This is a genomic window from Achromobacter pestifer, assembly GCF_013267355.1.
Lineage (GTDB): Bacteria > Pseudomonadota > Gammaproteobacteria > Burkholderiales > Burkholderiaceae_B > Achromobacter > Achromobacter pestifer_A.
The window spans coordinates 2,417,984-2,441,068 of sequence record NZ_CP053985.1 but is presented as its reverse complement, the minus strand read 5'-3'; the positions used below and the strand labels follow the sequence as shown (position 1 = coordinate 2,441,068).

At 65.8% G+C, this 23,085-nt stretch carries 18 protein-coding genes; 10 read left to right on the top strand and 8 right to left on the bottom strand.

The window, feature by feature from the left end:
- Nucleotides 1–13: 13 nt before the first annotated feature.
- Entirely contained in the window at nt 14–1,240 is a 1,227-nt protein-coding gene (locus FOC84_RS11785; protein WP_173144576.1) for a YbfB/YjiJ family MFS transporter, read from the bottom strand.
- 65 nt (nt 1,241–1,305) lie between these two features.
- Here FOC84_RS11785 and FOC84_RS11780 point away from each other — a divergent pair, with 65 nt between their 5' ends.
- On the top strand, nt 1,306–2,178 hold the full coding sequence (locus FOC84_RS11780) for a LysR family transcriptional regulator (protein WP_173144575.1): 873 nt from the start codon (nt 1,306–1,308) through the stop codon (nt 2,176–2,178).
- Nucleotides 2,179–2,212: 34 nt separating this feature from the next.
- Here the strand turns inward: FOC84_RS11780 and FOC84_RS11775 are convergent, their stop codons facing one another.
- The 4 genes from FOC84_RS11775 to FOC84_RS11760 all read right to left on the bottom strand — a co-directional run bounded on the left by FOC84_RS11775 (nt 2,213) and on the right by FOC84_RS11760 (nt 10,390).
- Nucleotides 2,213–2,851: an OmpW/AlkL family protein gene (locus tag FOC84_RS11775; protein WP_173144574.1), complete on the bottom strand. Its 639-nt coding sequence runs from the start codon at nt 2,849–2,851 to the stop codon at nt 2,213–2,215.
- A 194-nt stretch (nt 2,852–3,045) separates the two neighbouring features.
- Nucleotides 3,046–4,512: a glutamate synthase subunit beta gene (locus tag FOC84_RS11770; RefSeq protein WP_173144573.1), complete on the bottom strand. Its 1,467-nt coding sequence runs from the start codon at nt 4,510–4,512 to the stop codon at nt 3,046–3,048.
- A gap of 8 nt (nt 4,513–4,520) precedes the next feature.
- Entirely contained in the window at nt 4,521–9,260 is a 4,740-nt protein-coding gene (locus FOC84_RS11765; RefSeq protein ID WP_173144572.1) for a glutamate synthase-related protein, read from the bottom strand.
- A 368-nt stretch (nt 9,261–9,628) separates the two neighbouring features.
- Nucleotides 9,629–10,390, bottom strand: coding sequence for a hypothetical protein (locus FOC84_RS11760; RefSeq protein WP_119449865.1), 762 nt, complete (start codon nt 10,388–10,390; stop codon nt 9,629–9,631).
- Between the two features lie 235 nt (nt 10,391–10,625).
- On the opposite strand from FOC84_RS11760, the gene fghA reads away from it, so the two are divergent.
- The 3 genes from fghA (at nt 10,626) to rpoH (ending at nt 13,375) form a co-directional block, all read left to right on the top strand.
- Nucleotides 10,626–11,492: an S-formylglutathione hydrolase gene (gene fghA, locus FOC84_RS11755; RefSeq protein ID WP_173144571.1), complete on the top strand. Its 867-nt coding sequence runs from the start codon at nt 10,626–10,628 to the stop codon at nt 11,490–11,492.
- A 93-nt stretch (nt 11,493–11,585) separates the two neighbouring features.
- Complete coding sequence (locus FOC84_RS11750) at nt 11,586–12,275, top strand: hypothetical protein (RefSeq protein ID WP_173144570.1); 690 nt, start codon at nt 11,586–11,588, stop codon at nt 12,273–12,275.
- A 215-nt stretch (nt 12,276–12,490) separates the two neighbouring features.
- Nucleotides 12,491–13,375 carry an RNA polymerase sigma factor RpoH gene (gene rpoH / locus FOC84_RS11745; RefSeq protein ID WP_173144569.1) on the top strand — a complete coding sequence of 295 codons (885 nt, stop codon included), beginning with the start codon at nt 12,491–12,493 and terminating at the stop codon, nt 13,373–13,375.
- Nucleotides 13,376–13,717: 342 nt separating this feature from the next.
- On the opposite strand, the gene cpdA is transcribed toward rpoH, so the two are convergent.
- On the bottom strand, nt 13,718–14,557 hold the full coding sequence (cpdA, locus tag FOC84_RS11740) for a 3',5'-cyclic-AMP phosphodiesterase (RefSeq protein WP_173144568.1): 840 nt from the start codon (nt 14,555–14,557) through the stop codon (nt 13,718–13,720).
- A 184-nt stretch (nt 14,558–14,741) separates the two neighbouring features.
- Between cpdA and FOC84_RS11735 the strand changes: the two genes are divergently transcribed.
- The gene (locus FOC84_RS11735; protein ID WP_173144567.1) at nt 14,742–17,456 is read left to right on the top strand and encodes a cation:proton antiporter; all 2,715 of its coding nucleotides are present in this window, start codon (nt 14,742–14,744) and stop codon (nt 17,454–17,456) included.
- 42 nt (nt 17,457–17,498) lie between these two features.
- Here FOC84_RS11735 and FOC84_RS11730 read toward each other — a convergent pair whose 3' ends face one another.
- A complete protein-coding gene (locus FOC84_RS11730; protein WP_173144566.1) occupies nt 17,499–18,311 on the bottom strand; it encodes an NUDIX hydrolase in 813 nt (270 codons plus the stop codon).
- 289 nt (nt 18,312–18,600) lie between these two features.
- On the opposite strand from FOC84_RS11730, the gene coxB reads away from it, so the two are divergent.
- From coxB to FOC84_RS11710, 5 genes are all read left to right on the top strand, one after another.
- Nucleotides 18,601–19,758, top strand: coding sequence for a cytochrome c oxidase subunit II (gene coxB, locus FOC84_RS11725; protein WP_173144565.1), 1,158 nt, complete (start codon nt 18,601–18,603; stop codon nt 19,756–19,758).
- A gap of 104 nt (nt 19,759–19,862) precedes the next feature.
- On the top strand, nt 19,863–21,470 hold the full coding sequence (gene ctaD, locus FOC84_RS11720; protein WP_173144564.1) for a cytochrome c oxidase subunit I: 1,608 nt from the start codon (nt 19,863–19,865) through the stop codon (nt 21,468–21,470).
- Nucleotides 21,471–21,501: 31 nt separating this feature from the next.
- Nucleotides 21,502–21,627 carry a cytochrome oxidase small assembly protein gene (locus FOC84_RS33300; protein ID WP_217278792.1) on the top strand — a complete coding sequence of 42 codons (126 nt, stop codon included), beginning with the start codon at nt 21,502–21,504 and terminating at the stop codon, nt 21,625–21,627.
- 9 nt (nt 21,628–21,636) lie between these two features.
- The gene (locus tag FOC84_RS11715; RefSeq protein ID WP_013390978.1) at nt 21,637–21,861 is read left to right on the top strand and encodes a DUF2970 domain-containing protein; all 225 of its coding nucleotides are present in this window, start codon (nt 21,637–21,639) and stop codon (nt 21,859–21,861) included.
- A 38-nt stretch (nt 21,862–21,899) separates the two neighbouring features.
- Nucleotides 21,900–22,775 (top strand): cytochrome c oxidase subunit 3, encoded by an 876-nt coding sequence (locus tag FOC84_RS11710; protein WP_173144563.1) that lies wholly within the window; start codon nt 21,900–21,902, stop codon nt 22,773–22,775.
- Between the two features lie 104 nt (nt 22,776–22,879).
- Here the strand turns inward: FOC84_RS11710 and FOC84_RS11705 are convergent, their stop codons facing one another.
- Nucleotides 22,880–23,080: a twin transmembrane helix small protein gene (locus FOC84_RS11705; RefSeq protein ID WP_006224570.1), complete on the bottom strand. Its 201-nt coding sequence runs from the start codon at nt 23,078–23,080 to the stop codon at nt 22,880–22,882.
- Nucleotides 23,081–23,085: the final 5 nt, after the last annotated feature.

The window sequence follows — 23,085 nt, the reverse complement described above, 5'->3', positions numbered from 1 at the left end:
TGGTTTTGTTTTTTTAATGTGAACGGGCCCGCGGGCCGATCGCATTATGCCCAGCGCCAACGTCATCTGTCGTGATCTTTCCCAAACGCCACGCGGACAGCGCCAGCAGCGCTGCGCTGGCCGCCAACACTTGCGGCAGGCCCGCGCCCCAATGCGCCGACCAGGACGCCAGCAGCGGTCCCAGGATCTGCCCGGCGGCGAAAGCCGCGGTCATGAGGGCTGCCGCGCGCGGCGCAGCGGCGCCGGCCGAACGCCTCGCAGCCAGCATGCCCGCCTGTGTGATCACCATGAAAGTCCCGCCCACCAGCACGGCGGCTACGATCACGGCCGCGATGTGGTGCCAGGCCGCCACGGCCAGCATGCCCAGCGCCATGAGCGCCTGGGCGGCGCGCCAGACCTGCACGCTGTCGCGGCCTCGCGCCAGCCGCGGCACCAGCAGGCAGGACACGGCCGCCGCCAGGCCGAAGAGGGGCCAGGCCCAGCCGAATATGGCCGGGTCGGGAATGATTTCCTTGGCCATCGCCGGCAGGAAGGTGGCGGGAATGATGTAGCCCACGCCGAACGCGCCATAGTGCAGCGCCAGTCGCGGGATATCGCGTGGCAGCCGGGCGGCGGGCGCCGCGCTGGCCGCGCGCGGAGCAGCCGGCGTCGCCTGGCGGCGCAATCCCGGCCAGGCGAGCGCGGACAGCGCCAACGCCAGGCCGCCCAGCGCGATCCAGACCGTGTCGGCGCGCGCGTCCCACGCCGCCAGGGCCAGGCAGGCCAGTCCTGTCAATGCGATGCCCGCACCCACGCCGGCATAGGTCACCGCCGAGGCGTGGGCTTCGCGCGCATCGCCCGCGGGCACCGCGCGCCAGGCCGCCACGCAGATGAAGGCGCTGGCGCTGGCGTAGCCGGCGGCCAGCCGCAGCGCGCACCATATCGCCATGCCGTGCCAGAGCGGCATGGCCAGGGTCAGCAGCGCCACCGCCAGCAGGCTGGCCGCCAGCGTGCCGCGCAGCCGGCGGATGGGCCAAGCGACGGCGGCCAGCGCGCCCAGTAGATAGCCCGCATAGTTGGCCGAGGCCAGCCAGCCGCCCTGCGCCAGCGACAGGCCGGCCTCCTGCGCCATCAGGGGCCATACCGGGGTGAAGGCGAACCGGCCTATCCCCATGGCGGCCGCCAAGGCCAGCGCGGCCGGCCATGCCAGGGCGGCGGCGCTGCGCTGCGGGGACACGGAAGGGTAAATGGGCGTTGACATGGCCCCTACTCTACGGCTGTACTAATATCATTAATAGTGAATTATTAAGATAGCGAGTTCTCAAAATGAGAAATTTGGACCTCGATGCGCTGCAGATCTTCAAGGCGGTCGCCGACCAGGGCGGCGTGGCGCGCGCGGCAGCGCACCTGAACCGCGTGCAGTCCAATGTGTCGACGCGCCTGAAGCAGCTGGAAGCCTCGCTGGAGGCGCCGCTGTTCCGGCGCCAGAACCGCCGGCTGGTGCTGTCGGACCAGGGGCGCGTGCTGCTGTCCTACGCCGACCGCCTGCTGCGCCTGGCCGACGAGGCCCAGGCCGCGGTGCGCGACGGCTCGCCGCAGGGCGTGCTGCGCATCGGCACCATGGAAAGCACGGCGGCCGCGCGCCTGCCGCCGATCCTGGCCGCCTATCACGCGGCCTGGCCGCAGGTGCGGATCGAACTGGTGACAGGCACGTCGGCGGCGCTGGCGGCCAAGGTGCGCAACTACGAGATCGAGGCCGCGTTCGTGGCGCAGCCCTTTCCGGCCGAGGGCCTGGCTACGATGGATGCGTTCAAGGAAGAACTGGCGCTGATTTCGCCGCTGGCCTGGGACCCGATCGAAAGCCCCAAGGATCTGGGCGACCGTAGCGTGATTGCGTTCGCGGCGGGCTGCTCGTACCGGCGCATCCTGGAGTCCTGGTTGAACCAGGCAGGCATCGCGCCGGGCAAGGTGATGGAGTTCGCCTCGTACCACGCCATCGTCGCCTGCGTGGCGGCCGGGTCGGGCGTGGCCATCGTGCCGCGCTCGGTGCTGGCGGTGCTGGGGGCGGAGCACACGGTGCGCGTTGGCGCCCTGTCCGGCTCGCACGGCCGGGCCCTGACCCAGCTGGTCTGGCGCGCCGACGACGATACGCCGGCGTTGCAGGCCCTGCGGCACAAGCTGGAGGCGCCGCAAGGCTAAGGAAAGCCGCGCGCGGTGCGCGGTCCTTTTGCTTTTAGAAGCGGTAACCGACGCCGATCGTCGCGACCCAGGGATCGATGCGCGCGGTGCCGATGTGCTGGCCGTCCAGTTTCACCTTGGAGCGGATGTCGATGTAGCGGATGTCCGCGTTCATGAACCAGCGCTCGTTGATCTTGAAGTCGGCGCCCAGTTGCGCGGCCACGCCCCAGGAATCGCCCAGCTTCAGGTCCGAGCCCTTCAGCGCGCCTTCCGCCTGGGTGTCGAAGAAATGGGTGTAGTTGATGCCCACGCCGATGTAGGGCTGGATCATGCTGTCGGGCAGGATGTGCCATTGCAGGCTCAGCGTGGGGGGCAATTGCTTGGTCGAGCCGATCTTGCCCAAGCCGCTGCCGCTGACGTCATGCTGGAAGGGCCAGGCGCCCAGCAGTTCGATGCCGATGTTGCGCGTGGCCATGTAGGTCAGGGTGAAGCTCGGGCGCACGTTGTTGTTCACGTCGAGTCCGACGCTGCCGTTGAGCACGGTGCCGTTGTTGGACGAGGGGCGGACCTGCGTCACGCCGACCTTGAACAGCACGTCGCCGGCTTCGTGGGCGTGCGCGGGGGCGGCGAACGTGCCAGCGGCGAGCAGGCCGGCGATGGCGGTGGCGCGGATACGGCCGTTCAGCGAAAACATTCTCTTCTCCGATCTTTCCATTGGGTGAGACGACAGGTTCTCAAACCTGGCGTCCGGCCCGCTTGATGTGTGTCAAATCGTGAAAAGACCGCAATCGAAAAGTGGTTATGTTGCAACAGGCGGGGGCGCAGGCAAAAAAATCGCCGCCGGCGCAATGCGCTCGGCGGCGATCTGGCCAGGCCTGATCGTGGCGATCAGAGTGGCAGTTCGCTGCTGCCCATGAGGTAGGCGTCCACCGAACGCGCGCACTGGCGGCCTTCGCGGATGGCCCAGACCACCAAAGACTGGCCGCGGCGCATGTCGCCTGCCGTGAAGACCTTTTCGACGTTGGTGCGGTAGTCGTTGGTATTGGCGCGCACGTTGCCGCGCGCATCGCGGTCCACCCCGAAGGCGTCCAGCACCGTCTGCACCGGCGACACGAAGCCCATGGCCAGCAGCACCAGGTCGGCCTTGATCTCGAATTCCGAACCTTCGGCCTCGCGCATCTTCATCTGGCCGGTGGCTTCGTCCTTGAACCACTCGACGCGCGCGCCGACCAGCTTCTCGACCTTGCCATTGCTGCCCTGAAGCAACTTGGTGGTCACGGACCAGTCGCGCTCGCAGCCTTCCTCGTGCGAGGAGGACGTGCGCATCTTGAGCGGCCAGTACGGCCAGGTCATGGTCTTGTTCTCGCTTTCCGGCGGCTGGGGCATCAGCTCGAACTGCGTGACCGAGGCCGCGCCGTGGCGGTTGCTGGTGCCGACGCAGTCAGAACCCGTGTCGCCGCCGCCGATCACCACCACGTGCTTGCCCTTGGCCAGCGTCTGGTTGGTGAGCCGGTCGCCCGCGACCGCCTTGTTCTGCTGGCGCAGGAAATCCATGGCGTAGTACACGCCCGACAGCTCGCGGCCGGGCACCGGCAGGTCGCGCGGGGTTTCCGAACCGCCGCTCATCACCACCGCGTCGAACTCGGCCAATAGCGAGTCCGGCGTGCGCACCGTCAGGCCGTCGGCCACGGGGTCGCTGGGATTGCCGATGTAGGTCGACGGCGCGAACTCCACGCCTTCGGCTTCCATCTGCGAGATGCGGCGGTCGATCTGGTGCTTTTCCAGCTTGAAGTCGGGGATGCCGTAGCGCAGCAGGCCGCCGATGCGGTCGCTTTTCTCGAACAGCGTCACTGAATGGCCGGCGCGGGCCAACTGCTGCGCGCATGCCATGCCGGCGGGGCCGGAACCCACCACCGCGACCTTCTTGCCGGTCTTGCGCGCGGGCACTTGCGGAGAGACCCAGCCCTCGGCCCAGCCCTTGTCGATGATGGCATGCTCGATGGACTTGATGCCGACAGCGTCGCTGTTGATGTTCAAGGTACAGGCGGCTTCACACGGCGCCGGGCAGATGCGGCCGGTGAACTCGGGGAAGTTGTTGGTGGAGTGCAGCACGTCCAGCGCGCGCTTCCAGTCCTGGCGGTACACCAGGTCATTCCAGTCCGGGATGATGTTGTTGACCGGGCAGCCGTTGTTGCAGAACGGGATGCCGCAGTCCATGCAGCGCGCTGCTTGCTGCTTGGCCTGGTCGTCGCTCAGGTGCAGCACGAATTCGCGCCAGTTCTTCAGCCGCTTCTGCGGGGCCTCGGAGGCCTCCTGCAGACGCTGAAATTCCATAAAGCCAGTAATCTTTCCCATGGTATCCCTCACGCAGCCAGTTGTTGCGGGTTGGCTGCACGCCACATTTCACCCAATGCGCGGCGGTAGTCCGTCGGCATGATTTTCACGAATTTGCCGCGCGAGGCTTCCCAGTCGCCCAGGATTTCGCGGGCGCGGAAGCTGCCGGTGTAGCGGAAGTGGTCTTCCACCAGGCGGCGCAGGATGGCTTCGTCCGTTTCGCGTTCACCGCCGCGCTGGGCGCTGTGCCAGACGTCGATGTTGTTCTGCGCAAGCTGCTCCGCGTGCGGCACGATGCTTTCCAGTTCGACCATGGACAGGTTGGCGCGCTGCTTGAGCGTGCGTTCCGGATCCCACACGTAGGCCACGCCGCCCGACATGCCGGCCGCGAAGTTGCGGCCCGTGGCGCCCAGCACCACGACGGTGCCGCCGGTCATGTATTCGCAGCCGTGGTCGCCGGTACCTTCCACGACGGTGGCGGCGCCCGAGTTGCGCACCGCGAAGCGTTCGCCGGCCACGCCGTTGAAGAACGCTTCGCCCGCCAGCGCGCCGTACAGCACGGTGTTGCCGGCGATGATGTGGTCGGGGCCGAAGCCGCGGAAGTCGTTGGGCGAGCGCACGATGATGCGGCCGCCGGACAGGCCCTTGCCGACGTAGTCGTTGCCTTCGCCCACCAGGTCCATCGTGATGCCGTGGGCCAGGAACGCGCCGAAGCTCTGGCCGGCGGTGCCGTTGCACTGGATGTGGATGGTGTCGTCCGGCAGGCCATCATGGCCGTAGCGCGCGGCCACCGCGCCCGACAGCATGGCGCCGATGGTGCGGTTGCGGTTGCGCACCGGGACGATGAAGGACACCTTCTCGCCGCGTTCCAGCGCGGGCTTGCTGCGTTCGATCAGCTGATGGTCCAGCGCGCCGGCCAGGCCGTGGTCCTGCTCTTCGGTCTGGCGCACGTCGGCGTCGGACTGGGTTTGATGGAACACGCGGGCGAAGTCCAGGCCCTGGGCCTTCCAGTGTTCCACGCCCGAACGCATGTCCAGCAGATCGGCGCGGCCGATCAGGTCGTCGAACTTGCGGATGCCCAGCTGGGCCATGATTTCGCGGACTTCCTCGGCGATGAAGAAGAAGAAGTTCACGACGTGCTCGGGCTTGCCCTGGAATTTCTTGCGCAGGACCGGGTCTTGCGTGGCCACGCCCACCGGGCAGGTGTTCAGGTGGCACTTGCGCATCATGATGCAGCCTTCCACGACCAGCGGCGCGGTCGCGAAGCCGAATTCGTCGGCGCCCAGCAGCGCGCCGATGACGACGTCGCGGCCGGTCTTCATCTGGCCGTCGGCCTGCACGCGGATACGGCTGCGCAGGCGGTTGAGCACCAGCGTCTGCTGCGTTTCGGCCAGGCCCAGTTCCCAAGGCGTGCCGACGTGCTTGATGGACGACACCGGGGATGCGCCCGTGCCGCCGTCATGGCCGGCAATCACGACGTGGTCGGCCTTGGCCTTGGCCACGCCCGCGGCCACCGTGCCCACGCCCACTTCGGACACCAGCTTGACCGACACCGAAGCCTTGGAATTCACGTTCTTCAGGTCGTGGATCAGTTGGGCCAGGTCTTCGATCGAGTAGATGTCGTGGTGCGGCGGGGGCGAGATCAGGCCGACGCCAGGCACCGAGTAGCGCAGCTTGGCGATGTACTCGGACACCTTGTGGCCGGGCAGCTGGCCGCCTTCGCCGGGCTTGGCGCCTTGCGCCATCTTGATCTGGATCTGGTCGGCCGACGACAGGTATTCGGCGCTCACGCCGAAACGGCCCGACGCCACTTGCTTGATCTTCGAACGCAGCGAGTCGCCCTTCTTCAGTTCGACGTCCGCTTCGATGCGGTCCGTGCCCAGCACCGAGGCCAGCGTGTCGCCGTCCTTGATGGTGCTCTTGCCTTCGCGCATCTCGGCGCGGTAGCGCAGTTCGTCTTCGCCGCCTTCGCCGGTGTTGGACTTGCCGCCGATGCGGTTCATGGCCACGGCCAGCACCGAGTGCGCCTCGGTGGAGATCGAGCCCAGCGACATGGCGCCGGTGGCGAAACGCTTGACGATGTCCTTGGCGGATTCGACGTCGTCCAGCGGAATGGCGCGCGACGGGTCGAAGCGGAACTCGAACAGGCCGCGCAGCGTCATGTGGCGACGGCTCTGGTCGTTGATGATCTGCGCGTACTCCTTGTACGTGCGGTAGTTGTTGGCGCGCGAAGCGTGCTGCAGCTTGGCGATGGAATCCGGCGTCCACATGTGTTCTTCGCCGCGCACGCGATAGGCGTACTCGCCGCCCGCGTCCAGGTCGTTGGCCAGGACCGGATCGGTGCTGAAGGCGGCGCGGTGCTGGCGCAGCGCTTCCTCGGCCACCTGGAAGATGCCGATGCCTTCGATGTTGGAGGCGGTGCCGGTGAAGTACTTGTTGACCAGGGCGGTCTGCAGGCCCACGGCTTCGAAGATCTGCGCGCCGGTGTAGGACATGTACGTGGAAATGCCCATCTTGGACATGACCTTGTTCAGGCCCTTGCCGATGGCCTTGATGAAGTTCTTGACCGCCTTTTCGGGGTCGTTCATCTTGCCCAGCGATTCCAGCGCCAGGTAGGGGTGGATGGCTTCCGCGCCGTAGCCGCCCAAGAGCGCGAAGTGGTGCACTTCGCGCGCCGAGCCGGTTTCCACGACCAGGCCGGTGTTGGTGCGCAGGCCGGCGCGGATCAGGTGCTGGTGGACCGCGGACGTCGCCAGCAGCGCGGGGATGGCCACGCGCTCGCTGTCGACCAGGCGGTCGGACACGATCAGGATGTTGTAGCCGCTGCGCACCGCGTCGACGGCGCGCGCGCACAGCGCGGCCACGCGGGCTTCGATGCCCTCGGGGCCCCAGGCGGCGGGATAGGTGATGTCCAGCTCAAAGCTGCGGAACTTCTTGCCCGTGACCTGCTCGATGTCGCGGATCTGCGCCATGGCGGCGAAATCCAGCACCGGCTGGGACACTTCCAGGCGCAGCGGCGGGTTGACGTTGTTGATGTCCAGCAGGTTGGGCTTGGGGCCGATGAAGGACACCAGCGACATCACCAGCTGTTCGCGGATGGGGTCGATCGGCGGGTTCGTGACCTGCGCGAACAACTGGCGGAAGTAGTTGTAGAACGGCTTGGCGCGGTCGGACAGCACGGCCAGGGGGGCGTCGTTGCCCATCGAGCCGATGACTTCCTCGCCCGTCGAGGCCATGGGCTCCAGGATGAACTTGTAGTCTTCCTGGGTCCAGCCGAAGGCCTGCTGGCGGTCCAGCAGCGACACGGACGACTGCGTGGCGACGGCAGCCTGGCGCGGCGCCGGCAGCGATTCCAGCTTGATCTGCAGGCGTTCGATCCACTGGCGGTACGGCCGGTTGTTGGCCAGCTGCAGCTTGATCTCGGCGTCGTCGATGATGCGGCCCTGTTCCAGGTCGATCAGGAACATCTTGCCCGGCTGCAGGCGCCACTTCTTGACGATGCGGTTTTCGGGGATGGACAGCGTGCCGGCTTCCGAAGCCAGGATGACCATGTCGTCATCGGTGACCAGGTAGCGGGCCGGGCGCAGGCCGTTGCGGTCCAGCGTGGCGCCGATCTGGCGGCCATCGGTGAACGCGACCGCGGCGGGGCCGTCCCACGGCTCCATCATGGCGGCGTGGTATTCGTAGAAAGCGCGGCGGCTTTCGTCCATCTGCGTGTGCTGTTCCCAGGCTTCCGGGATCATCATCATCATGGCGTGGGCCAGCGAGTAGCCCGAATTCACCAGCAGTTCCAGGCAGTTGTCGAACGTGGCGGTGTCCGACTGGCCTTCGTAGACGATGGGGTACAGCTTCTTCAGGTCGTCGCCCAGCACGGCCGACTGCATCATGCCTTCGCGCGCGCGCAGCCAGTTGAAGTTGCCCTTGACCGTGTTGATTTCGCCGTTGTGGGCGATCATGCGGTACGGGTGGGCCAGCGGCCAGGCGGGGAAGGTGTTGGTCGAGAAGCGCTGGTGCACCAGCGCCAGCGCCGACACCGTGCGGGTATCGGCCAGGTCGCGGTAGTAGCGGCCGACCTGGTCGGCCAACAGCAGGCCCTTGTAGACCACGGTGCGTACCGAGGCCGAGGGCACGAAGTATTCCTTGCCGTGCGCCAGATGCATGTTCTGGATGGCGTGGCTGGCGGTCTTGCGGATCACGTACAGCTTGCGCTCCAGCGCGTCCGGCACCATTACGTCGGCGCCGCGGCCGATGAACAGCTGGCGGATCACGGGCTCGCAGTCGCGCACGGTGGGCGACATGGGCATGTCGACGTCCACCGGCACGTCGCGCCAGCCCAGGACGACCTGGCCTTCGGCGCGCACCGAGCGCTCCAGTTCCTGTTCGCAAGCCAGGCGCGAGGCCGTTTCCTTGGGCAGGAACACCATGGCCACGCCGTACTCGCCAGGAGGCGGCAGCGTGATGCCTTGATGGCCGAGTTCGTCGCGGTAGAGCGTGTCGGGGATCTGGATCAGGATGCCGGCGCCGTCGCCCATCAGCTTGTCCGCGCCGACCGCGCCGCGGTGGTCCAGGTTTTCCAGGATCTTCAGACCCTGCTGGATGATGGCGTGGCTTTTCTTGCCCTTGATGTGGGCCACGAAGCCGACGCCGCAGGCGTCATGCTCGTTCTTGGGGTTGTACAGGCCCTGGGCGGCAGGCAGTCCGATGCGGCTGGCATCGATGGGGGTCGCCTTGGGCGGGGGACAGGAGTCGATCGGGGTAATTTGGGGCATGGCGCGCTCCGCAGTGGGCCTGCGTCGTAATGTTGCAGTGCAGGAGACGGACAATACCCCCGCCATGAGTAGGGTGCAATATAAATAAATAGGGTGTGTCCCCTTTTATATATAAGGCTTGTCATTCTGCATTAATTCGGTGACGCATCAAGAGCCGCGCCACGCGGGGTTTACCAGAGGGGTGTGCACCAGGAGGGTGCGCCCGCATCCGGGAAATGAGCATTTTTCTCTTTATATGTCCCTAATTTAATCGGGAATCTGGCAGGCCTGAAGCGATGCTTGGCGTTGCGGAAATGCAAATGCATCCGCCGACCTGCGTCGCCGCGGTCGGAAAAAATGAAGAACCCGCCGTACAGGCGGGTCCGCAATCAGGAAGAGGTCGACGTAGGCGTCGTGGTGGGAGGCGCGGAACTTGGCTCTGCATCGGACGATGCAGCGGCCGGCTTCTTGCGCGGACGTCCGCGCTGGCCGGGGGCGACCCGGCGGCTGGCGGTATGGGCCAGGCTGGCGATGAAAGCGGGACCGCCCAGCGCCCATTGTCCGGAGACGGCCTGGTCGATGCGCTGGGTTTCTTCGCGCGACAGGCCGTCCTGCAAGCGCTTGCGGTAATTGGCCTGGCGGTCGAACGGGGTATTGCCGCAGGCCCAGTAGTCCGCGTGGTCCGACTGCCATTGCGCGGGAGCGGCGGTGGTGTTGCCGGTATGGCTGGACGCGGAGGACCAGGGCCAGGAATCGGGATCCTGCGAGGCGCCGCTACGCACTGGATAGGTTTCGAGCCAGACCAGCGACGGCAGTACCCAGGCGCCCGGCTCCAGCAAGGCGGACCGGTAGCGGCCTGCAAAGACCCGGCCGCCGCGCAGGCGCGCCGCGAGGTTGCGGCCCAGCGTCTGCATCAGGCGCGGCAGGCCTTCCTCGTCCGCGGGCGTGGCCAGCAGCAGGATGCGGTCGTTGGCAAGCAGCCAGCCGTGAACCGAGACGCGGTGGCGTTGGGCGGATTCGCCCAGCCACGTAGCCAGTTGGTTCAGGATGTCGGCCGGCGCGGGTTGCGACGGCGCCGCCAGCGGCTGGATGAAGTTGGCCTGCACCAGTTGGGGCAGCCCAGGGGCGTACAGACGGGGCAGACGGGCCATAGTGTCAGGACTTGCGTATTTGGAAGAACGGGTTGTCTTCGCTCACGGTATATAAATAGTGCCACGGTGGGCGCTGGTCAAGTCCCGTGATCATGGTCAGGGCAGGAAATCGCTTTTTTTTCTGTCGTTCGTACCCCATAAAGCCCAGGTTAACATTCGGCGACGGAACGTCGTACCGTGGATATCCCCTAATCCGCGGGACGTTTTTGCCCATCATTTCGACCGGAGGAAAGCAATGGCAGTCGCCCTGGAACTCATTTCGCAGCATCGCTGCTTCGGCGGCTGGCAGCGCTATTACCGCCACGCGTCCGCGGAGATCGGCCTGCCCATGCGTTTCTCCGTCTACATTCCGCCGCAGGCCGAACAAGGCCCGGTGCCGGTGCTGTTCTATCTGGCGGGCCTGACCTGCACGGAAGAGACCTTCATGATCAAGGCGGGCGCCCAGCGCCTGGCCGCCGAGCTCGGCGTCATGCTGGTCGCCCCGGACACCAGCCCGCGTGGCGCCAACGTGGCGGGCGAGGACGAAAGCTGGGACTTGGGCACCGGCGCGGGCTTCTATGTGGACGCCACCACCCCCGCGTGGCGCGGCCACTACCGCATGTACAGCTACGTGACGCAGGAATTGCACGGCATTGTCACGGGCGACGCCCTGCCCGGCGACGCGTCGCGTACCGGCATCTTTGGCCACTCCATGGGCGGCCACGGCGCGCTCGTGCTGGCGCTGCGCAACCCCGGCAAGTTCCGCTCGGTTTCCGCGTTTGCGCCCATCGCCGCGCCCAGCCAGTGCCCCTGGGGCAAGAAGGCGTTCGGCGCCTATCTGGGCGACAAGGTCGAGGACTGGGCCGCCTATGACGCCTCGGCGCTGATGCGCAGCGCCGTGCAGCCGTTTCCCGCCGGCATCCTGATCGATCAGGGCGAGTCGGATCAGTTCCTGGCCGAACAGTTGTATCCCGAGGTATTCGAGGCGGCCTGCGCCGCTGCCGGCCAGCCGCTGGAGCTGCGGCGCCAGCCGGGCTACGACCACGGCTACTACTTCATCTCGACGTTCATCGAGGATCACATCCGGTTTCACGTCGAGCGGCTTGGAAAACCGGCGCCCTGAAGGCGCGCTTCTATACTGGCGGGCCTGCCGCGGCAGGCTGCCTGCGCGCCCCGGCGCGCCGCCTGCGGTCTGTGCTCAATAGGAACGCCTGATTTGGTCAACGGAATCGCTCCCTTCGCCTGGATACTGCTGGGCGCCGTCGTGGTCCTGCTGCCCGGCATCGTCATGCTGCTGGGCCGCGGCGGCCCGCGCGACGAGCGCGGCCGCCGGATGTTCCAGTTCCGCCCGGTGCGTCGCCTGTTCGGCCTGATGCTGGTGCTGCTGGGATGCGTGTCGGGCCTGCTGGCGCTGTCGTTGGTGCAGTTCTTCCGCCTGACGACCGACGAGCCGGTCGCTCGCATCGAAGTGCGCCAGGTGGCCGACGGCCAGTTCCAGGTCAACGCCAGCGCGCCCGGCACCGGGAGCAAGCAGTACGTCCTTTATGGGGACCAGTGGCAGATCGATGCTCGCGTTGTGCGCTGGCGCCTGCCGGCGCTGATGGCCGGTGTGCCGCCGCTGTACCGGCTGGAACGCCTGTCTGGCCGCTATAGCGATGCGGCGCGCGAGGCCTCCGCCACGCGCTCGGTCCACGCGCTGGATGATTGGCCGGCGCCGGACCTGGCATCGCTGAAGAAGAATTTCCCGAACTGGTTCCCGTTCGTCGATGTCCAATTCGGCAGCGCCGCATATATGCCGCTGTTCGACGGCGCCCGCTATCAGGTGCTGCTGGATCCGCGCGGAGCGCTGTTCGTGCGGCCCGACGGCGAGGCCACGGCCGAGGGCCTGAAGCGCCTGGGCTGGTAGGGCAAGTCGCAGCCGCGCCCGAATGCAGGGGCTGGCCATCCGCCAGCAGCGTGCGCTTGTCCCCAAAGCGGCGCCCCGCTCCAAAAAAATAAACGGGGACATATATCGCCGAAGGAAACTTTGACGCGCCGCAATAGTCGAATTAGCACTCCCAATACTAGAGTGCTAACATCGAATCCATGTCGTTATCCCTTCGCCATCCGGAGATCCCCGCTATGAAGCAACCCAGTACCTCGTTGGCCGCTTCCGGCAACGCCCTGGCGTTGGCCATTGCCAATCCGGGCGCACTTGGCACGATCGACGCTTATATCTCCTCGGTCAACCGCCTGCCGGTCCTGTCCGCGGAACGTGAAACCGAGCTTGGTCGCCGCCTGCGCGACCAGGAAGACCTGGGCGCCGCGCGCGAACTGATTCTGTCGCACCTGCGCCTGGTGGTGTCGGTGGCCCGCCAGTACCTGGGCTACGGATTGCCGCATGCCGATCTCATTCAGGAAGGCAACGTCGGCCTGATGAAGGCCGTCAAGCGCTTCGACCCCGAGCGCGGCGTGCGCCTGGTGTCGTTCGCCGTGCACTGGATCAAGGCCGAAATCCACGAGTACATCATCCGCAACTGGCGTCTGGTGAAGGTCGCGACCACCAAGGCCCAGCGCAAGCTGTTCTTCAATCTGCGCAGCATGCGTCCCGACGGCCAGACGCTGGATCCGGACCAGGTCGACCACATCGCGCGCGAACTGAACGTGCGCCGCGAAGACGTGAGCGAAATGGAAGTACGCCTGTCCGGCCGCGACATGTCGCTGGAAAACCAGGACGATGACGATGACAGCTACGCGCCCATCGCCTACCTGTCCGACGAAGGCCGCCAGGAACCCACCCGGGTGCTGGAGCGCGCCGCGCGCGACCAGCTGCAAAGCGCCGGCCTGACCGACGCGCTGCAAGCGCTGGATCCGCGTTCGCGCCGCATCGTCGAGGCCCGCTGGCTGCAGGACGACGGCGGCGCCACGCTGCACGAACTGGCGCAGGAGTTCGGCGTGTCGGCCGAGCGCATCCGTCAGATCGAAGCGGCCGCCTTGAAGAAGATGCGCGGCAACCTCGCGTCTTGAGGCGCCTCGATGGACCACGAAAGGGCCGCTGGATAGCGGCCCTTTTGCTTTTCCGGCGCACGGCGGCGGCGCGTGAATAAATTGATACAAATTCGAGCGGAAAATTTGCGCGGCGCAAGAAACTTAATGAGGATCGCACCGCCTAACTTCATGTAGACCGCGAACTTCGGTTAGCAGTCTTGTCATCCGTCTCGGCTTCTCCTCTTTCCCCTCCCCTATGAGACGGATGCTTGCGGGGCACCATGCATACCTGGTGCCCCGTTTTTTATGCGCGCGCGCTTTGCGCTGGCAGAGGGAGGGCTCGGCGAACGCCGTTCGCCGCCAGGGCGAAGAACGGCCTGCCTAGGCCGCCTGGGCGTTGTCGGCAGCCGTCCTGGCCCCATGCCACAGCGCGTCCTGCACGCGCCGCACGCCCGTCGCCATCGAACCGTCCTGGTATAGCTTGATCCAGCGGTAGCCGGGCGCCATGTTGTCCACCACGTGCTTGCCGTCGCGGATGCTGAACTGGAAGCAGGTCGACGGCGTGGCCAGCAGGCGCAGGTTGTGGCGGCGGCGGTCGAACTCATGGTGCACATGGCCCCACAGCAGCACGCGGACCTGCGGCCAGCGCGTCAGCAGCTTGAACAGGGCCTGCGGGTTGTCGATCATCATCGAATCGTGCCAGTGGCTGTCGATCTGCATGGGGTTGTGATGCATGGCGATCAGCGTGTGGCGGCCCGGGGTCTCGGCCAGCGCGGCCTCCAGCAGATCGAGCTGGCTCGCGGGCAGATGGCCGGCATTGGAGCCGGGCACGGTGGTGTCCAGCGCCACCACGCGCCAGGCGCCCACGTCGGTCACCGGAACCGACCATTGCGGCAATTCCTGGCGCATCACGGCCGGCAGGTCATGGTTGCCCGGCAGGCAGCGGATGCTGGCCCGTTCCAGCGCGGGCGCCTCGGACAGGACGCGCGCCAGCCGGCGATAGGCCTCGGCCTCGCCGTCCTGGGACATGTCGCCAGTAGCCAGCAGCAGATCGGGGTGCTTGCCGTCCGCCTCGATCTGGCGCAGCACCGCGCGCAGGCTGGCGTCCGTGTTGACGCCCAGCATCGAGGTTTCCGGCTCGCCGAACAGATGGCTGTCAGTCAGCTGGACCAGCATGGCGGGCGCGTCGTCGCGCCGGGTCAGGGAGTGGATCCGGGCCAAGTGCCGCTCCTGCAAAGTTTGTGCGATTCCACATTACCCAAAAAACGTGGCGCGGCGCGTATCGCATGTCCGCATTGGGGTAACGAAACGTGCATTCTCCACGATTCCTGATGGTTTCCGCCCCGGACCTGAAGGAAAAAGCCGCTATTCTTGTGGAACTTCACACAAGCTCCGCCCACAGAACATGGATGTAGGTTTTCTCGTATTCGGCCTGGCAGGTCTGCTGACGCTGGTCTGTTTCATGCCGCCCCTGGCCGGACGCCTCAAGCTGCCCTACTCGGTGCTGCTGGCCATCGTCGGCTGTCTGCTCGGCATCATCGTGCACGTGCACGGCTGGGCGCCCAGCTGGATCGGCGACTTCCTGGATTCGCTGGAACGCTTCGAGATTTCCTCCGAAACCTTCCTGATGGTGTTCCTGCCGGTGCTCTTGTTCGAGACCGCGCTGTCCATGAACGTGCGGCGCCTGATGGACGACATCGGCCCCATCCTCATGATGGCCATCGTGGCCGTGGTGGTCTGCACCGTGGTGGTCGGGGTCACGCTGGACGCCATCTCGCCCTACGGCCTGGTGGTCTGCCTGCTGCTGGGCGCCATCGTCGCCACCACCGATCCCGTGGCGGTGGTGGGCATCTTCCGCGAAGTGGGCGCGCCCAAGCGCCTGACCACGCTGGTCGAAGGCGAAAGCCTGTTCAACGACGCAGCCTCCATCGCCTTGTACTCGGTGCTGCTGGCCGTGCTGGGCGGCCACGGCGAACTCACCGCCAGCGGCGTTTTCAACGACTTCGTCGTGCACTTCATCGGCGGCGGCGTGGCCGGCTTCGCCATGGGCCGGCTGGCCTGCTTCCTGTTCGCCTGGCTGCGCGGCTTTCCCACCGCGGAAATCACGCTGACGTTGACGCTGGCCTATCTGTCCTTCTTCATTTCCGAGCACTATCTGAACGTGTCGGGCGTGGTTGCCACGGTGATCGCCGGCCTGGTGGTGGGATCCACCGGCCGCACGCGCATGTCGCCCACCACCTTCGAGTACCTGTCCAGCGCCTGGGAGCAGTTCGGGTTCTGGGCCAACTCGCTGATTTTCCTGTTCGCGGCCATGCTGATCCCCAAGCTGATGGCGGCCGCCGATTGGCAGGAGCTGGTGCTGGTCGCCGTGGTGTTCGTGGCCACGCTGGTCGCGCGCGCCATCGTCGTCTTCGGCCTGTTGCCCTTGCTGGGGCTGACCCGGCTGGGGACCAAGGTCAGCAACCCCTACAAGGTGGTCATGCTGTGGGGCGGCCTGCGCGGCGCCGTGTCGCTGGCGCTGGCGCTGGCGGTCACGGAGCAGACCGGGGTGGCCGAAGAGGCGCGCCAGTTCATCGCGGTGGCCACCACCAGCTACGTGCTGCTGACCCTGTTCATCAACGGCATCAGCCTGCGCCCGCTGATCCGCATGCTGGGCCTGAACCAGTTGTCGCCGGTGGAGCGCACCATCCGCAACCAGGCCCTGGCCGTGGCGCTGGAAGACCTGCAGGGCAAGACCGAAGAGGTCGCCCGGTCCGAGCATATCGGCACCGAGGTCCGCGACCGCATCCGCTCCGTGTTTGACGCCAGCCTGGCCAGCGTGCACGACGGCCAGGTCAGCCAGATGACGGACGACCAGCGCGTGGGGGTGGGCCTGGCCATCGTGGCCCAGCGCGAAGAGGAAATGTTCTTCGACATCCTGAAGGCGCAGATCGTGGACTGGCGCATGGCGGAAACCCTGCTGGCGCGGGCGGAACGGCTGGAGGACGCGATCCGGCTGGGCGGCATCCCGGGCTTCGAACGCGCCATCGTCGCCGACGTGCGCTATTCCACAGGGTTCCGATTGGCCCTGCGCGTGCATTACGTGTTCGGCTTCCAGAGCTGGCTGGCGCGCGAACTGGGCCAGCGCTTCGCCAACCTGATGAGCAAGCGGTCGGTGGCGCAGCGCCTGATTGCCTTCGCGCGCGAACAGATCACGCCCCTGCTGGGCGAGGAAGCCACGCAGCGCATCGTGTCGCTGCACCAGCGCCGCCTGGACCTGATCGAAAACGCCATGCAGGCCCTGAACCTGCAATATCCGTCCTACGCCCAGTGGCTGCAGGAAAGCTACCTGGGCCGTGTGGCCCGCGAAATGGAGCGCATCCGCTACCGCGACATGCTTGAGCAGTTCCTGATCAGCGGCGAGGTCTACGCGGACCTGATGGCGCAGTTGGAGAGCCGCTGGGCCCACATCGACAAGCACCCGCCGCTGGACATCGAAATGAGCGCGGCCGAGCTGATCAAGCGCGTGCCGCTGTTCGAAGGCCTGTCCGCCGATTCCCTGCGGGCCATCAGCAAGCTGCTCAAGCCGCGCCTGGCGCTGCCGGATCAGCGCGTGCTGACCAAGGGCCGCCATGGGGAAGAGATGTGTTTCGTGGCCTCGGGCGCCGTGGCCGTGCATCTCCCCGATAACACCATGATCGAACTGGGCAGCGGCGAATTCTTTGGCGAGCTTGGTCTGTTGGGTGAAGAGCAGTTGATGCCGGAGGTGACGTCGCTGGGTTACAGCAAGCTGCTGATGCTGTCTTCGCGCGATTTCCACGCCCTGCTGGCGCGCGACGAGCATCTGCGCGAACGCATCCAGGTCGTGGCCAAGCAACGCCTGCGCGCGATCGAAGTGTGGAAGCAGTTTTCACAGGCCAATGCCGCGCCTGCGCCGGTCCCCGCGCCGGCGTCGGCGCCGAGTCCGGCCCAGGCCGCTGAAGCCGCGGAAGCGGCGGGTGCATCGTCCGGCACCGATGCCCCGGCGGCCCGCGAGGCGCGGGAAGCGGACGCGCCGGCCGCAAGCGATGCGGCGGGCAATCCCGCAGATAGTCCCGCGGACGGCCCCACTCTGGGCGAGCCCGGCATCGTTCCGCGTTAGCCCTGGATCCCGTGGATGCCTCCGCATCCGCGGGACGGAATACTAGGCCGGGATTTCGCCGGCCGCGCGGCGTTGCATGATGTCTTCGATGATCACCAGCGCCGCCTCCAGCGTGAATTCGCCTTCCGCGACCTGGCGCACCGCCGTGGCCGCGTCGATGGTGGCGATCTCCATCACCTCGCCATCCCGGTTGGCAGGACGCGCATCAGCCGCCAGCACGCAGGTGCTGGTCAGGACATCCTCGACCTGATAGCCCTCGGGCAGCCGGCGGTGGATGCGCAGAATGGTGCGCAGGGGCGAGCGCCGCGTCAGGTCGGGCTCGTCCAGCCCTGCTTCTTCGCCGCACTCGCGCACCAGCGCCAGTTCCAGGTCTTCGCGGCTGCCGGCCAGGCCGCCGACCAAGGTGTCCCACATACCGGGATCGGTGGACTTGCTGAGCGCGCGGCGCGCGACCCACAAGCGGCCGTCCGGCGTCCATGCGTTCAGGTGCACGGCCTTGGTGAGCAAGCCCAGCGGTCGCACTGCCGCGCGCTCGATCACGCCCAGCGGCTCGTCGCCATCCAGAACGTCCAGCAATTCGTCGCGCCAACCGCGCAAGCAGTTGGCTTGGCGCAACAGTTGCGCGGCTTGTTCGAGCACGCTGTTCAGGCTCGCGCCCGGTTGCAGGTCCATGCCGATGCGCAGGCTCTCGCCATCCGCCGCGATGCCGGGCGCGTCGCGCAAGGCGTCGCACGCCGCGTGCGTGGCCCAGCCGCAGCGACGCCCCGCTATATAAAGAGCGCGCGCGCCTTGCGGGGCGGGCTCTTGCGCGCGGGCGCACAGGTCGGCGTACAAGTCGGACAACTGCTTGGGCATCGTGGAACCGTGGTGATGATGTTGCCGACGATTTTATGCCACCCTGTTTACGGCGCGTGGTCAAGGGGGCGCGGCCAGATGGGGGCAGGCTGGATGAATTCAAGGGCGCTAACTTACATCTGTTTGCGCGTCCGCTATAATCCGCCAGTTTCTTTGTGATTTCGAGTGGGAACGACAGGGGCCGCTCTATCTCCCCGTCACGCCCTACCATCTAATAATTGCGCGTTGCCCGGTTCCGGCGACTTCCGCCACTAGCGAACGGACCTTCGCGCCGTGTTTCGAGGTAAGCATGAAGAAGTGGAGAGGGATACTGGGGGCTTGTGCGATGCTGATTGGCAGCGTGGCAGGTGCTCAGGTGCAAGACATGCCCGGCGGCCCGAAGGTCAATCAGCTCAACCTGCATGAAGGTGTCACGGCGATCTCGCGCGACATCATGTGGTTGCATTGGATGTTGCTCACGATCTGTATCGTGATTTTCATCGGCGTCTTCGGAGTGATGTTCTACTCCATCTGGGCGCACCGCAAATCGCGTGGTCACAAGGCCGCGACCTTCCATGAACATCTAGGCGTGGAAGTTGCCTGGACCGTCATCCCGTTCATCATCGTCATCGCCATGGCGTTGCCCGCCACCAAGACGGTGGTCGCGATGAAAGACACCTCCAGCGCCGACCTCACCGTGAAGGTCACCGGCTATCAATGGAAGTGGGGCTACGAATACCTCGACGGCTCGGCCACCGGCATCAAGTTCCTCTCCACGCTGTCGACGCCGCGCGCCCAGATCGAGAACCGCGAGCCCAAGGGCGAGTTCTACCTGATGGAAGTGGACAACCATCTGGTCGTCCCCGCCAACAAGAAGATCCGCATCGTGCTGACCGCGGCCGACGTCATCCACTCCTGGATGATTCCCGACTTCGGCGTGAAGCAGGATGCCATCCCCGGCTTCCTGCGCGACACCTGGTTCAACGCCGACAAGCCCGGGATCTACCGCGGCCAGTGCGCGGAACTGTGCGGCAAGGATCACGCATTCATGCCCATCGTCGTGGAAGTCATGGCGCAAGCCGACTACGACAAGTGGGTTGAAGACCAAAAGAAGAAGATGGCGGCAAACGCCGACGATCCCAATAAAGAGTGGACGGAAGCCGAACTGGTTGCCCGCGGCGAAAAGGTTTTCGCGGCGAATTGCGTTGCCTGTCACCAGGCCAACGGCAAGGGCATCCCGGGCAGTTTCCCCCCGCTCGACGGAGACAAGGTTGTTCTGGGCCCCAAGGCGGAACAGATCAACACCGTGCTGAAGGGCAAGCCCGGCACCGCGATGGCGGCATTCGGCGGGCAGCTCAACGATGTCGAAATCGCAGCGGTCATCAGCTATACGCGCCATGCCTGGAGCAATGCAGGCAAGGGGCAGGACCCGACGGTTCTACCGAAGGACGTGGCGGCTGCGCGCTGATTGCGCGCGCCTTGCCACACTCTCGTAGAACCGGTTCCGTTTAGTTAGAGATACCCTGCCGGCCCCGTCGATCGGGCCCGGCACTCAGCAGGAAGGAGTCCATCATGAGCAGCGTCACTGTAGACCACGTGTCGCCGGGCCACGGCCACGGTCACGATGACCACCACCACGCCATCCCCACCGGCTGGCGCCGCTGGCTTTTCGCCACGAACCATAAAGACATCGGGACGATGTACCTCATCTTCTCGTTCGTCATGCTGCTGGAAGGCGGCACGCTGGCGCTGCTGCTGCGCACCGAGCTCTTCGAGCCGGGCCTGCAGTTCTTCCGCCCTGAACTCTTCAACCAGTTCACCACCATGCACGGCCTCGTCATGGTGTTCGGCGCGGTCATGCCGGCCTTCGTGGGCTTCGCCAACTGGATGATCCCGATGCAGATCGGCGCTTCCGACATGGCGTTCGCCCGCATGAACAACTTCAGCTTCTGGCTGCTGCCGGTGGCCGCGATCATGCTGACCGCGTCGTTCTTCGTGCCTGGCGGCGCCACCGCGGCCGGCTGGACGCTGTACGCGCCGCTGTCGCTGCAGATGGGCCCGGGCATGGACCTGGCGATCTTCGCGCTGCACATCATGGGCGCCTCGTCCATCATGGGCGCGATCAACATCATCGTCACCATCCTGAACATGCGCGCGCCCGGCCTGACGCTGATGAAGATGCCGCTGTTCTGCTGGACCTGGCTGATCACCGCCTTCCTGCTGCTGGCCGTGATGCCGGTGCTGGCCGCCGCCATCACCATGGTGCTGACCGACCGCCACTTCGGCACGGGCTTCTTCAATGCCGCCGCCGGCGGCGACCCGGTCCTGTACCAGCACGTGTTCTGGTTCTTCGGGCACCCCGAGGTCTACATCATGATCTTGCCGGCGTTCGGCATCGTGTCGGCCATCGTGCCCGCGTTCGCCCGCAAGAAGCTGTTCGGCTACGCCTCGATGGTCTACGCCACCGCTTCGATCGCCGTGCTGTCCTTCATCGTGTGGGCGCACCACATGTTCACCACCGGCATGCCGGTGACGGGCCAGCTCTACTTCATGTACGCCACCATGCTCATCTCCATCCCGACCGGGGTGAAGGTGTTCAACTGGGTCGCCACGATGTGGCGCGGCTCCATGACGTTCGAAACCCCCATGCTGTTCTCGATCGGCTTCATCTTCGTGTTCACGATGGGCGGCTTCACCGGCCTGATCCTGTCGGTGGCCCCGATCGACATCCAGGTCCACGACACGTATTACGTGGTCGCGCACTTCCACTACGTGCTGGTGGCGGGCTCGCTGTTCGCGCTGTTTGCCGGCGCCTACTACTGGGTGCCCAAGTGGACGGGCCGCATGTACAGCGAAAAGCTGGGCAAGCTGCACTTCTGGTCGACGCTGATCTCGTTCAACGTCACCTTCTTCCCGATGCACTTCCTGGGCCTGGCAGGCATGCCGCGCCGCTACGCCGACTACGCCGGCCAGTTCACGACGTTCCACCAGATGGCCACCATTGGCGCGTTCTGGTTCGGCCTGTCGCAGCTGATCTTCCTTTGGGCGATGGTGCGCTGCTACAGGGGCAAGGGCGACGTCGCCTCGGCCAAGCCGTGGGAAGGCGCCGAAGGCCTGGAATGGACCGTGCCGTCGCCGGCGCCGTTCCATACTTTCGAAACCCCGCCCGAAGTGAAGTGAAGCAGCCTTTCATGTTCCAGGTAGCACAGCAATGACACCCGAGCAGCGCCGCCGCAACAAGATCGCAGGTCTGGTCCTGCTGGTTTTCGTCATCGCCGTGTTTGCCTGGACCGTGCTGCGCGGCTCGGCCCTGTTGTCCGGCGTTGCCGTCAGCTAGGCGCAGGCCATGAGCGACGATCTCCGCGAAACCTCTCAGCGCAAGCTGAGCTTCCTTCAGACCATGAAGGCGGTGGCGTGGGGATTCTTCGGCGTGCGCAAGGGCGCGGGCCACCGGGAAGACGTCGCCAAGCTCAACCCGGTCCATGTGATCGTGGCGGGGCTGCTGGCAGCGGCCATCTTCGTTACTGTGCTGGTATTAATTGTGCGTTGGGCCGTTTCCAGCCTGACTTGAATCACTTAATTCTATAAATCTGTACCAGGGAGAAAGCCATGAGTGCAAGCCACTCGGTTCAAGGTAAAGAGGCACCGTACTACTTCGTGCCCGCCGATTCGGGTCATCCCGTGCGTACGGCTGTGGCGCTGCTGTTCATGGGCCTGAGCGCCGCGGCCTGGATCAACGGCGTCAGCTGGGCCAAATGGACCCTGCTGGGGGGCTTCATCGGCCTGATCGTGGTGTTGTATTACTGGTTCGGCGACGCCATCCACGAATCCGAGATCGGCCTGAACAGCAAGCGCATCGACGGTTCCTACCGTTGGGGCATGAGCTGGTTCATTTTCTCGGAAGTCATGTTCTTCGCGGCGTTCTTCGGCGCCCTCTGGTACACGCGCACCATCACCACGCCGTGGCTGGGCGACATGGATCACCGCCTGATGCTGTGGCCCGACTTCCAGGCGGTGTGGCCGAACTTCGGCCCGGCCGGCGTGGTCGAGCACTTCCAGACCGTCGGCCCCTTCTGGCTGCCCACCATCAACACCGCGCTGTTGCTGAGCTCCGGCGTCACGCTGACCATCGCCCACCACGCACTGCGCGAAAACCATCGCGGCAAGACCATTTTCTGGCTGCTGGCCACGGTCGTCCTGGGCTTCCTGTTCGTGACCTGTCAGGCGTACGAGTATCACCATGCCTACACGGAACTGAACCTGAAGTTCAATTCGGGCGCGTACGGCTCGCTGTTCTACATGCTGACCGGCTTCCACGGCTTCCACGTGCTGCTGGGCGCGACCATGCTGACGGTCATCCTGATCCGCCTGATCCGCGGCCATTTCACGGCCGATCATCACTTCGGCTTCGAGGGCGCCGCCTGGTACTGGCACTTCGTGGACGTGGTGTGGCTGGGCCTGTACCTGTTCGTGTACTGGTTCTGAGCGTTACGCGGAACAAATGAAGCGCGCCAGTTCTTGTGCGAGAACTGGCGCGTTTTACTCATCTGTGATCGTCATGCATTGCCGGGAACCCGCAGCCCGGATGCCTATCTAAGGCCTGTGCTTTCGATCCAGCCCATGTGGTGGGCGAACAGCACGAACAGGAACAGGGCCACCGATAATCCGATGCGCACCGTCAGCGCGTTGACCGTGCGGCTGGTGGTTCCCTTGTCCCGCATCAGGTAGACCAGGGCCGATGCCAGACTGGCCAGAATCCCGATAAAGGCCAGGACGACGAAAACGCGCATGGTGG

Bases quoted from the DNA above. Each gene is read 5' to 3' on its own strand.
- FOC84_RS11785 (WP_173144576.1), bottom strand. From the start codon at position 1,240: ATGTCAACGCCCATTTACCCTTCCGTGTCCCCGCAGCGCAGCGCCGCC.
- FOC84_RS11780 (WP_173144575.1), top strand. From the start codon at position 1,306: ATGAGAAATTTGGACCTCGATGCGCTGCAGATCTTCAAGGCGGTCGCC.
- FOC84_RS11775 (WP_173144574.1), bottom strand. From the start codon at position 2,851: ATGTTTTCGCTGAACGGCCGTATCCGCGCCACCGCCATCGCCGGCCTG.
- FOC84_RS11770 (WP_173144573.1), bottom strand. From the start codon at position 4,512: ATGGGAAAGATTACTGGCTTTATGGAATTTCAGCGTCTGCAGGAGGCC.
- FOC84_RS11765 (WP_173144572.1), bottom strand. From the start codon at position 9,260: ATGCCCCAAATTACCCCGATCGACTCCTGTCCCCCGCCCAAGGCGACC.
- FOC84_RS11760 (WP_119449865.1), bottom strand. From the start codon at position 10,390: ATGGCCCGTCTGCCCCGTCTGTACGCCCCTGGGCTGCCCCAACTGGTG.
- fghA (WP_173144571.1), top strand. From the start codon at position 10,626: ATGGCAGTCGCCCTGGAACTCATTTCGCAGCATCGCTGCTTCGGCGGC.
- rpoH (WP_173144569.1), top strand. From the start codon at position 12,491: ATGAAGCAACCCAGTACCTCGTTGGCCGCTTCCGGCAACGCCCTGGCG.
- FOC84_RS11735 (WP_173144567.1), top strand. From the start codon at position 14,742: ATGGATGTAGGTTTTCTCGTATTCGGCCTGGCAGGTCTGCTGACGCTG.
- FOC84_RS11730 (WP_173144566.1), bottom strand. From the start codon at position 18,311: ATGCCCAAGCAGTTGTCCGACTTGTACGCCGACCTGTGCGCCCGCGCG.
- coxB (WP_173144565.1), top strand. From the start codon at position 18,601: ATGAAGAAGTGGAGAGGGATACTGGGGGCTTGTGCGATGCTGATTGGC.
- ctaD (WP_173144564.1), top strand. From the start codon at position 19,863: ATGAGCAGCGTCACTGTAGACCACGTGTCGCCGGGCCACGGCCACGGT.
- FOC84_RS33300 (WP_217278792.1), top strand. From the start codon at position 21,502: ATGACACCCGAGCAGCGCCGCCGCAACAAGATCGCAGGTCTGGTCCTG.
- FOC84_RS11715 (WP_013390978.1), top strand. From the start codon at position 21,637: ATGAGCGACGATCTCCGCGAAACCTCTCAGCGCAAGCTGAGCTTCCTT.
- FOC84_RS11710 (WP_173144563.1), top strand. From the start codon at position 21,900: ATGAGTGCAAGCCACTCGGTTCAAGGTAAAGAGGCACCGTACTACTTC.
- FOC84_RS11705 (WP_006224570.1), bottom strand. From the start codon at position 23,080: ATGCGCGTTTTCGTCGTCCTGGCCTTTATCGGGATTCTGGCCAGTCTG.